Raw genomic sequence first — 10,193 nt, 5'->3', positions numbered from 1 at the left:
CCACTGTTTCGGCATCTGCCTCGGTGAGGCGTGGGGGCGGCTGGATGCTGACTCAAGACCAGCGTCACCAGCCTCTCGATAGCGAGCAAGCCACTTATACACCGTGCGCCTACTGATGCCGAACGTGTGGGCGATATCTTTGATGGATTGTTGCTGACGTATGGCGCGATCAACGATCAGGGCTCGAATATGGGGCGTGGTTCGTGCATTCTTATGGGGGTTGTTCATGTCGGTTGTTCTGTGCTGTTTGTTTGGCGATAACCAGCATCTCGAACTTAACCGGCGTGAACAACCTCCTTAGCACCCACAGCTAGTGAGACCGCTCTCACCAAAATAAGCTTTATACAGCAATACGAATAATCTACTTTTTTGGCTCTCTGCACCCAGGGCATGTTTGTCGAATTAGATGGTCTTGGCTACGAGCCCTCGTTCAGAACGATGTCGGCTTCATTGAGACACGCGTGTATATTTTAAAATAACATCGGATCTGACGGTGCAAGGTTCGGAGTGAAGGTGCGGTATCGGATGGTTTTATACAACGAAAATTTACTAACAGTCTTATGAAACAACCTAGCAAGAGGATCTTATGGTCGGATAAATTTGGTTTAAATTTTTATATGTAGTTAAAGATATGGATGAGAGTTGTTGGTTATTTTTGGATAGTGATTTTCGATATGTTTCCAGGCGTTCCCATAGGATATAGGATCAACACACTAATTAAACCCAAGAGCTTTTTATTACGGATAGGACAATAACTGAATTGGCGGTGCTAGCGAGTGTGAGTTGCTGCTGCATCCATGCGGCTTTGATCGTATGCAAGGAATATAATCTTCATGTGGTACACTGGATCACATCTCCTTAGCTGGATAACTACTACAGCTGGATAACTACTACGTCAATTATATTTATCCCCTTTCAAGATTCGGCCATGATTGAATAGGTCTCCATTGCATAGTGCGTACATATTCCATCAAAGCGTGGAAATTTTTTATAGTCTTCACGCATTTCATCTCTTACAGAACTTTTTAATGCTGAGTCAAAATCCCGTTTCGTTTGGAATGATACTCTATTGCATAATAAACTTCTGAAAATATGAGTACCTTCAGGATAAATCCATGCTAAAGGAGTATGAACTACAATTTGTTTTATATTGGGTAGTTTCTTCATTAACTCGACATGATTTTTAATATAATGGTTACACCATGCGGTATCATTATTTGTTATGCCTGTATATTCAACAAAGTAACTAAATTTTTTTTCTTCATCTATCGGGTTGTTTTTATATTCATATTCTCTTGTCAGTAGTATTTGTATTATGGGTTCAGAATATGATCCCATTGAATAAAGTTTTGATCTTATGTGATGTATCCCTTTCTCAAGAGATGACAAATCATCAAGAAAAAACTCTATGATATGGTGTTCGCTAACTCCATCATTGGTGTGTTTGTCTTCTACTGTTGAGGGGATATGTAGGAATGCTTTTTGACAGTCTAAAATATTTAATACTTCCTCTCTAAGAATTTTAATTAGCTCTCTTTTTTTAAATTTTCCGAGTCCATTTTTTTTTATAATACAACAAAAAGCCATAGCATACCTTCCCCCGTGATTTTCATGTGCTATGGTAATGCTTTATGTGAAGTAATATAAATTATTTTTATTTATAGTTGAAATTATCAGGGTTGATTTTCTCTAAAGTGCTCAATGAAAATTTCTTTCATCCAATTAATTGAAGGGTCGTCTTTATAAAGCATGTGATAATATATGTTAATTTCGATTCTATTATTATCCAAGTCGATATCATGTAAGATAAATGTTTTTTCCATGTTGTATCTTTTTGCTACAGATTTAGGAATTATAACACCAAAGTCTGTCTTGCTGATTATTTCAGGAGCTACTGTGAAATTAGGAATGGTTAATGCAATATTTTTCTCATATTTACTATTTATTTCTTCTAGTAGACCTGTGTGGCCAGTTATACTGCTGTTTATATTTAATAGTTTGATTTTGCTGATATCTATTTTATCAAGAGAGCTTTTGATAGATGGGTGTCCGTCTCGTACCATGCATATGAATTTGTCGAAAAATAGAGTTTCTTTTAATACCCTTCCGTTTATATTGTTACCAGAAAGATAAGGTAGGTTACCAAGAGCAAAATCCAGCTCACCAGCCCTCATAATTGGTTCGATTTTATCTTGAGTGATCTGCACGATATCAAGCTTTATTTTGTCAAGTATATTCTCTAATGCCATGCATAACGATGGGATGAAGAATATTTGTGACATATCTGACATTGATATTTTGAAGGTTTTTTTTGATGAGCCCTCTGCACTCAATACCATTTTTGACTTTAGAGATATATTAATTAGCTCTAGTGATTTTTTAAGATTAGGTGCGATACTAGTTGAAAGTTTTGTTGGTATCATCTTTCCATCTGAACGCACGAATAATGGGTCGTCGTAATATGCACGCATTTTTTTTAACGCGTGGCTAATCGCTGGCTGTGTTATATTAAGTCTTTCTCCTGCTATGGTTAAGCTACCAGTATCGTAAACAGTGCAAAATATTCTGACTAGATTCAAATCAAACGCTTTATTATTCATGATTATTCACATTATTAGTATCTGTTATTTGTCAGTAAGGTCAATTGATATTATACATGTTACTGTAATTTTTAACACGCGGATGATTTATGAAAAATATTGTAGACCTATACAAAGATGTTTGGATTGACGAACCAGGCAAGGCTGCTATTGAAGAGCTGTTGATAGCGGTGAAAGCTGGAAGAGATCAGTTCTCAAATCAACGCTATGTGCCAAATGAAATAGTCGATTTGATGAAAAAATCCGGCTTTTTCCGTGCAGCTGTTCCAAAAATGTTCGGTGGCATAGCAGACAATCCAATACCATTCTTGCGTGCAATTGAGCGAGTGGCTTCTGTCGATGGATCTGCAGCATGGGTTGCAAGTTTTGGATCATCTAACTATTACCTTGCAGCCTTACCAATTGAGACGCAAGCGATGATCTATAAGAATGGCCCAGATCAAATGTTTGCTGGTGGTTTGTTTCCCGTACAGCCAGCGATTAGAGAAGGTAATGGATGGATTATTAATGGTCAATGGAAATTCTCAAGTGGTTGTAAAACAGCTGATTGGATTGGGGTCGGTATTTCCGGGAGTACTGTTAATGGTTTTAATGATATGCCGCGTACCGCGATAATGCCCGCCTCTCAGGTTGAGGTTGTTGATAACTGGGACGTTGTAGGCATGGAAGGTACTGGCAGTCATGATTTGAGAGTAAATAATAAGTTTGTGACTGAAGATTGGACATTTCTACGTGGAGAAACTGCCAAAGTTGATGAACCACTGTATCGTATTCCTACTGTACCTTTTGCTGGTCAGGTACATACAGCAGTGCTTCTTGGATTGGCAGCAGGGGCAATCCAAGAACTTGTTGATATGTGTCAGGGCCAAACTACAACAGGAGCACCTAAGTTAGCAGATCGAGCATATTTCAGAATGGGTTTAGCAAGATCAACAGCTTCATATCTCAGTTGCCGTGCTTATTTTTATGAAGTATGTGAAAGAGTGTTTGAGGAAGTCGTTGAAGGTAATGAAATTAGCCAAGAACTTACGAACGAAATGAAACTTTCATCTGCTCATGCCGCTGAAGTATGTGGAGATGTTGTCAAGCGTTGTTATAACCTTTCTGGTATTAGTTCAATATATATGAACCGTCGTTTGCAGAAAATACTTCGAGACACAATGGTTGGTGTACAACACGCCCACATCAATGAGTCAGTATTTGATGGTGCTGGAGCAGTTATCAGTAACGTTGAACCATTTAAAGGCTATCTATAAAGAAGGATAATATTATGTCATTCGATAATAAAAAATTTCGAAAAGCTCTGGGACGATTTCCGACTGGTGTAACTGTTATCACAACTAAAAATTCTAATGGTGAAAAAGTTGGAGTTACGGCCAGTAGCTTCAACTCTGTTTCTATAGATCCTGCACTTATTTTATGGAGCATTGATAAGTCTGCATATAGTGCTAATGATTTCACTAACTGTGAATACTTTACTGTACATGTTTTGCGAGATGATCAAATTGAATTATCGAACCGTTTTTCACGTAAAGGATATGATAAATTCAGTGATGTGAAGCTCTTGGATGAAGCGTATCGCGCCCCCAGGTTGCATGAAAGTGCTGCATGGTTTGAGTGTCAGTCATGGAATGTTTATGATGGAGGCGATCATTACATCATAGTTGGTGAAGTGAAAGATTATGGATTCGATGATGTTTCTAGCTCATTAGTATTCCATGATGGGCGCTATGCTATAGCAGACATTCATCCTACTTTACAGTGCCAATGAAAATATAATATATTCATGTGACTTTTGTATCGCACGGATAAAAATATAGTTTTAAAAATTAATCAGGCACTATCTTTTTGGTATTGAATTCTGGTGATGTTAGATCGACTATTATTAATCTGATATTAAAAAAATAATATAAAATATATTTTATTTTTTGTATGCTCTGTTAAATTTTCGATGTAAAACGTTATGGTTTTATGAGAATGGCCTACTTAAACAAAATTTAGCCAAAACCGCCCACAGCAAACCGATTTGCGGCTATATGCTGTGGGTTATCTTTCCTGAAGAAATGCTAATGAAGTCCATTCCATGATATCTTTATGGTCATCAACCCTATCAATAAAATACTTATGGGGCAGCTTCTCACAGTTGTTGGCAGAGGATTTGGGCGTCTTCCGGTACGGGTAGTGGCGTGATCTGTCAAAAATATTTGAGCAAACCGGTCTACTCTCGATTCAGCACCTCCAGCAGTTCAATTTCAAAGACCAGATTGGCATTGGGTGGAATTTTGTCGCCAAAGCCGCGCTCACCGTATCCGAGTTCGGCCGGTACTGTCAGCTTGCGTGTACCGCCTTCTTTCATGCCTTTTAGGCCTTCAACCCAGGCGGCGATCACCTTTTTTCGGCTCAGGACGGTTTGAAAGGGCTGCCTCCTGTGATACGAGGAGTCAAATTCGGTCCCGTCTTCCAGAAAACCGCGATAGTGCGCCGTGATCAATGCGCCGCCTTTCTTCACCTCGGTTCCGCTGCCTTCGACAATATCCTCGATCTGTAGGTGTTCACATTCAGTCATGGCGCTTCCTGTCGTGAGCAATGGAGTTCATGTTGTGGATAAATGAAAAGGCTCTGGCGCAGCGTTAGCCGGCCAGAGCCCATATGTCACGATTTTCAGTCTTCGCGACTGGTGACTTCAAGCAGGTGGTAGCCAAACTGGGTTTTCACGGGGCCCTGTACTTCATTGATCGGGGCGCTGAAGACCACTTCGTCAAAGGCCTTGACCATCTGGCCCGGGCCGAAGCTGCCAAGCTCTCCGCCCTGCTGGCCGGATGGGCACTGCGAGTGTGCCTTGGCGAGAGCAGCAAAATCGGCGCCATTGGCGATCTGATCTTTCAGGGACTGACATTCAGCTTCAGAGCTGACAAGGATGTGACGAGCGCTTGCACGTGCCATGGGTTTTCTCCGTAACAATTGAGTAATGAATTCAAACACGGTTTGGGCCTCTGTTCAGGCGGACGCGTTCGAGCAGACCATCAGTGATGATGACCACCGATGCCATGGGCATGGCCATGGGCAATCTCTTCGTCTGTCGCGGCGCGAACATCGACCACTTCTATATCGTAAGTCAGCGTTTTTCCAGCCAATGGGTGGTTGGTATCGACCAGCACCATTTTCAGCCCTGGCTTGATCACAGTTACCTGGCGCATGCCTTGGTCGGTCTGCACAACGGCGACCATGCCAGCCTTCCAGCTGCGCACGCCCTTGGGCAGTCCTTGCAGGTGCTTCAGGGGAACACGTTGCTCCTGACCTTCCTGGCGTTCACCGTATGCCTGGTCCGGCGCCAGTGTCAGGTGCAGAGTATCACCGGCAGACTTGCCTTCCAGTGCCGCTTCGATGGCTGGAATCATGCCGTCATGGCCGTGGAGATACGCAATGGGGTCCGCCCCGTGGTTGGTTTCGATCTGGGTGTCATCGGAGTCGGTCAGCGTGTAGAAAAACTGAACCACTGTATTGTCGGCAATCTGTGTCAACGCAAACACCTCGTACGGCATAGAGTAAAAAAACGAAGTATCCGATTATGAAACAGGCTTAGCAAGGATAAACACTACAACGGCCAAACCAGCAGAAGCAGCGGGATGCTGATTGCACAAACCAGCAGCGACACAGGCAGCCCAAGGCGCCAGTAGTCGCCAAATCGAAAACCACCCGGCCCGAGGATCAGAGTATTGTTCTGGTGGCCGATAGGTGTCAGGAACGCACAGGACGCTCCAATGGCTACTGCCATCAACAGGGCATCCGCGTTTACACCCAGCGACGCGGCGGTACCCAGTGCGATGGGACACATGGCCGCTGCAGTGGCCGCGTTGTTGACGACACTTGAAATGAGCATGGTGACGATCAGGATAAGCCCCAGGGCTGCAGGGCCGCTTCCTTGGGCTACGTGCTGAATCAGCACGTCGGCAATCAGCGTGGCAGTACCGGTACTTTCCATTACGGCAGCCACCGGCATCAACGCTCCGAGCAGAATAATGACGGGCCAGTCGATGGCGTCATACACGGACCGAAGGGGAAGGGTGCGCAGCGCCATGGATGCCAGTACGCCAGCGGCAAAGGCAACGGCTGTTGGCAGCAGTGAAAAGGCAGCGCAAGCGACAGCAATCAGCATGATCAGCGTTGCAGCCAGGGCCTTGTTGCGATCGGGTATGCGCAGCTCGCGCTCGGCCAGCGGAATACAGCCGTTATCGGCAGCGAATTCGGACAGTGCCTCTTCAGAGCCCTGCATCAAGAGTAAGTCGCCCGGTTTCAGCTTGAGCGTACGCAGGCGAGCCTTGGAGCGGGACCCTTCGCGGGATACGGCCAGCAGGTTTAGACCGTACCGGGTGCGCAGCAGAATGTCGCGGGCGGAGCGTCCTTGCAGCGGTGATTCCGTTCTGACCACCAGTTCCATCAGGATCATGCCATCGCCATTGCTGTCAGATTCCTTGTCCTTTTCCTTGTCTTTATCCGTCTCCTTATCTTCCTGCTCTGAGGCGCTTTCTGTCTGGAGGGATGTGTCATCATCGGCCGATGAGGCCTTGGCCTCTTCAAGCTGTAGTCCCAACGCGCTGATGACACCCGCAAGGGATTCTACATCCGCTTCAATCACCAGAATGTCATTCGCACGAATGCGACGACCGGAGGACGGAGCGTTGACACGAACCTCATTTCGGATCAGTCCAATGATCTGTGCATCCGCCTCGTCCAGTTTGGCTTCGGCCTCGCGCAGGTGCAGGCCAGCCAGTTTGCTGTCTTCCGGCACACGTGCCTCGGTGATATAGGCCCCCGTATCGAAGCCTTCAGTACCGGGCTGCTTGCGAGCGGGTACCAGGCGCCAGCCGGGCACGGCAATAAACAGAACGCAGAACAGGGCGACGGATAATCCAACGGCCGTGAAGTCAAACATGCCAAACCCGCTACCGATGCTTTCGCTGCGAAAGCCGGACACGATCAGGTTTGGCGGTGTGCCGATCAATGTGGTCATGCCGCCCAGAATGGTGCCGAACGCCAGTGGCATGAGGACCTGACCGGGCGTAAGGTCCAGTCGCACCGAAAGCTGCATGGCTACAGGCATCAACAGCGCCATGGCTCCGACATTGTTCATGAATCCGGACAGAAAGGCACCCAGCCCGGTCAGGGCGGCCAGACTGAGGGTGGTACCAGCCTGTTTGGGCAAGACATGACGGGTCAGAATATCCACCGCACCGGACACCTGAAGGGCCCGGCTGAGCACCAGCACACAGGCCACGGTCACGACGGCTGGGTGAGCAAAGCCCGTGAATGCATCCTGAGCTTCTATCAGGCCCGTGAGGACACAGGCCAGAAGTGCAGCGCCAGCCACCATGTCATGCCGCCAGCGTCCCCAGATGAACATTCCCATGGTTGCAATCAGGATACCGACGATCAGCAGCTGGTCCTGTGTCATCCACTGACCTCACGGTTATTGCCGGGAGCCTCAAGTCGCAGGCTTGCAGCGGGTGCTGAACCATCCTTTTCATGTCCGAAAAAGACTGTGGTATGCGGGAAGGGAATTTCAATGCCGGCGTTGTCGAAATGGATTTTGACCAGTCGATTATAGGCACGGCCAACGGAGAATTGGTCGCCCGGCGTGGTTTTGATCCGAACACGGATATTGACTGAACTGTCGGCCAGTGCGGTCACGCCGGAAATTTCGATCGGCTCCAGAATCTTGTTTTTGTTTTCTTCATCGGCCGCCAGTTCTTCAAACGCGTTTTGCAGATGGATGATGGCTTCATCAATGCTCTCGCGGTACGCGATGCCATAGATGCCAACGTGGTAACCAAAGTCGCGCATGTAGTTTGATACGGTATCAACGCTGGAGAAGGGTATCAGGTGGTAGGTGCCGTTAAGATCACGGATGCCTACCGAGCGAATGCTGAGGCGTTCGGCCACCCCGGTAATGCCCCCTACGGTCACGATATCACCGGTATTCATGGCATTTTCCAGCTGGATGAAAATGCCGGTGATAATGTCCTGAACCAGTTTTTGAGAGCCAAAACCGATGGCAAGACCCAGTACGCCGGCACCGGCAATCAACGGACCAATATTGATACCGACCTCCGACAGCACCACCATGCCTGTCATCGTGATCAGTGCAATTGCGGCCGCATTGCGGAACAGGGCCAGCAGTGTCTTGATGCGGGGCGAGGGCTCACCAGTGCCGGTTTCGGGGTTCAGCTTGTGCTCAATCACGCTGGCAAGGATAACCCAAGCTGCAAAGGCGACGGTGAGAATGACGGCAATCGCGATGATTTTGCCAACCAGCATGCGGCCGGTATCCGATACAAACCAGTCGCTGATATTGAATGCGCCCCACGCCCCCAGGATCAGCATAGCGACGAAAACAAACAGAACTGCCCTCAGGAAGTAGAGTGCATTGGGCAGATAGCTGTTGATGCGTGACTCAAGCATTGGCAGTTTGTGCTTCAGTTCGTCGGATAGGGTGAGTCGACGGCCCAGTGTCTGGCCGAGAAGAGTTGAAAGCAGCAGGCCCGCCACGATGGCAGCAATACTCTGAATGGTTGCCAGCAGTACAAAGGGTAGTGCATCTTCCGGTCGGGTGAATGTGAGTATCAGTACCAGTGAAAAGTAGGTAATTGCCAGCAAGTGCCAACTGCGCGACAGCATTTTCAACAATACCTGGGCAATACCACCTTCCGTACTGTTCGCTCGCAACTCAATTACCATGCGCAGGCGACTTCGGTGCTTTAATACCACGGTTGTTGCATAGGCATATGCCAGTAGCGTGATCAGGGTACCGACTGCTTCGCCCAGCGTTTTGGACAGGTACAGGTTGATCAACGGTACCAGTGTCATCAGGCCGTAGCCCACCAGGCTGATCAGCTTGCCGATCCAGCGGTTCCAGAAGCGCGCTTCGTTGGCGTCAATGGCGAGCAAGCGCAGTCCCTGATGTTCGGATTGAAGCAGCATGCGAATACCCGCTTTCAGGCCTTCGATGATCAGAAACGCGTTCAAAAACAGGGAGGCTCGAGTGGTCAGCTCACCGCTTTCACCAATCAGGAATGTACCGATAAGGCTGCCGCTGACATAGGCCAATACCACTAGCAGCAGATCCAGTACCGTTGCAAGGGCGACACAAAATACCAGTCGCAGAACGGGTGTGGGCCTTTCACCCGCTTCAGTCCAACGGCTGAATACTGTGAACAGAGGACGCGAAACCCGCTTGAGTAAAAAGAACACTATCAGAGTGGAGAGTACTACCATGCCCAGGTTAAGGGCTGCATCGGTAAAGGCGGTAGAGTCGAAACCGGGATCGGTCAGATCTCCAGACAGCAGGTTCCGAGCTGTTGAGGCCAGGTTTACGATCTGCTCTCCGACATCGTGCGCGATACTGCTGCTCAGCTGGGCCAGTCGACGTGGCAGGGACAGGGAGGCTTCTGCATCGGTTTCGGCTGTGAGATCGTTTATCTGCGCCGAGTCTGATACGGGGTCTCTATCGACGGGTTCGGCCAAGGCCAGGGAGGTAAATACAAGGCTAAGAAGAATTAGCAGGAGTCGCAGGGCTGGGGTCAATTAGGGCCTCCG

10 protein-coding genes are annotated in these 10,193 nt (G+C 47.4%); 2 read left to right on the top strand and 8 right to left on the bottom strand.

Annotated elements, in window-relative coordinates; genetic code table 11:
- From BLV48_RS17110 to BLV48_RS17105, 3 genes are all read right to left on the bottom strand, one after another.
- On the bottom strand, positions 1–228 hold a 228-nt coding region (locus BLV48_RS17110), incomplete at its 3' end, for a leucine zipper domain-containing protein (protein WP_139253960.1).
- A gap of 687 nt (positions 229–915) precedes the next feature.
- Positions 916–1,587 carry a hypothetical protein gene (locus BLV48_RS18835; RefSeq protein WP_139253959.1) on the bottom strand — a complete coding sequence of 224 codons (672 nt, stop codon included), beginning with the start codon at positions 1,585–1,587 and terminating at the stop codon, positions 916–918.
- 86 nt (positions 1,588–1,673) lie between these two features.
- Positions 1,674–2,600, bottom strand: a complete 927-nt coding sequence (locus BLV48_RS17105) for a LysR family transcriptional regulator (RefSeq protein WP_091828012.1) — start codon at positions 2,598–2,600, stop codon at positions 1,674–1,676.
- Between the two features lie 89 nt (positions 2,601–2,689).
- Between BLV48_RS17105 and BLV48_RS17100 the strand changes: the two genes are divergently transcribed.
- Together BLV48_RS17100 and BLV48_RS17095 are read left to right on the top strand one after the other, a co-directional pair.
- A complete protein-coding gene (locus tag BLV48_RS17100) occupies positions 2,690–3,856 on the top strand; it encodes an acyl-CoA dehydrogenase family protein (RefSeq protein WP_091828011.1) in 1,167 nt (388 codons plus the stop codon).
- A 14-nt stretch (positions 3,857–3,870) separates the two neighbouring features.
- On the top strand, positions 3,871–4,371 hold the full coding sequence (locus BLV48_RS17095) for a flavin reductase family protein (RefSeq protein ID WP_091828010.1): 501 nt from the start codon (positions 3,871–3,873) through the stop codon (positions 4,369–4,371).
- 447 nt (positions 4,372–4,818) lie between these two features.
- Here the strand turns inward: BLV48_RS17095 and BLV48_RS17090 are convergent, their stop codons facing one another.
- The 5 genes from BLV48_RS17090 to BLV48_RS17070 form a co-directional block, all read right to left on the bottom strand.
- Positions 4,819–5,166 (bottom strand): FKBP-type peptidyl-prolyl cis-trans isomerase, encoded by a 348-nt coding sequence (locus BLV48_RS17090; protein ID WP_091828009.1) that lies wholly within the window; start codon positions 5,164–5,166, stop codon positions 4,819–4,821.
- 95 nt (positions 5,167–5,261) lie between these two features.
- Positions 5,262–5,543, bottom strand: a complete 282-nt coding sequence (locus tag BLV48_RS17085; protein WP_091828008.1) for a peptidylprolyl isomerase — start codon at positions 5,541–5,543, stop codon at positions 5,262–5,264.
- An 80-nt stretch (positions 5,544–5,623) separates the two neighbouring features.
- Positions 5,624–6,142 carry an FKBP-type peptidyl-prolyl cis-trans isomerase gene (locus BLV48_RS17080; protein ID WP_091828007.1) on the bottom strand — a complete coding sequence of 173 codons (519 nt, stop codon included), beginning with the start codon at positions 6,140–6,142 and terminating at the stop codon, positions 5,624–5,626.
- A 53-nt stretch (positions 6,143–6,195) separates the two neighbouring features.
- Positions 6,196–8,052 (bottom strand): SLC13 family permease, encoded by a 1,857-nt coding sequence (locus BLV48_RS17075; protein WP_091828006.1) that lies wholly within the window; start codon positions 8,050–8,052, stop codon positions 6,196–6,198.
- Positions 8,049–10,181, bottom strand: coding sequence for a mechanosensitive ion channel domain-containing protein (locus tag BLV48_RS17070; protein WP_091828005.1), 2,133 nt, complete (start codon positions 10,179–10,181; stop codon positions 8,049–8,051). Before BLV48_RS17070 ends, BLV48_RS17075 begins: the two co-directional genes overlap by 4 nt.
- Between the last annotated feature and the right edge of the window lie 12 nt (positions 10,182–10,193).

This window comes from Marinobacterium iners DSM 11526 (genome assembly GCF_900107855.1).
GTDB classification, from domain to species: domain Bacteria; phylum Pseudomonadota; class Gammaproteobacteria; order Pseudomonadales; family Balneatricaceae; genus Marinobacterium; species Marinobacterium iners.
This window is presented reverse-complemented; position numbering and strand designations above follow the sequence as displayed.

Bases quoted from the DNA above. Each gene is read 5' to 3' on its own strand.
- BLV48_RS17090 (WP_091828009.1), bottom strand. From the start codon at position 5,166: ATGACTGAATGTGAACACCTACAGATCGAGGATATTGTCGAAGGCAGC.
- BLV48_RS17080 (WP_091828007.1), bottom strand. From the start codon at position 6,142: ATGCCGTACGAGGTGTTTGCGTTGACACAGATTGCCGACAATACAGTG.
- BLV48_RS17095 (WP_091828010.1), top strand. From the start codon at position 3,871: ATGTCATTCGATAATAAAAAATTTCGAAAAGCTCTGGGACGATTTCCG.
- BLV48_RS17075 (WP_091828006.1), bottom strand. From the start codon at position 8,052: ATGACACAGGACCAGCTGCTGATCGTCGGTATCCTGATTGCAACCATG.
- BLV48_RS18835 (WP_139253959.1), bottom strand. From the start codon at position 1,587: ATGGCTTTTTGTTGTATTATAAAAAAAAATGGACTCGGAAAATTTAAA.
- BLV48_RS17085 (WP_091828008.1), bottom strand. From the start codon at position 5,543: ATGGCACGTGCAAGCGCTCGTCACATCCTTGTCAGCTCTGAAGCTGAA.
- BLV48_RS17100 (WP_091828011.1), top strand. From the start codon at position 2,690: ATGAAAAATATTGTAGACCTATACAAAGATGTTTGGATTGACGAACCA.
- BLV48_RS17105 (WP_091828012.1), bottom strand. From the start codon at position 2,600: ATGAATAATAAAGCGTTTGATTTGAATCTAGTCAGAATATTTTGCACT.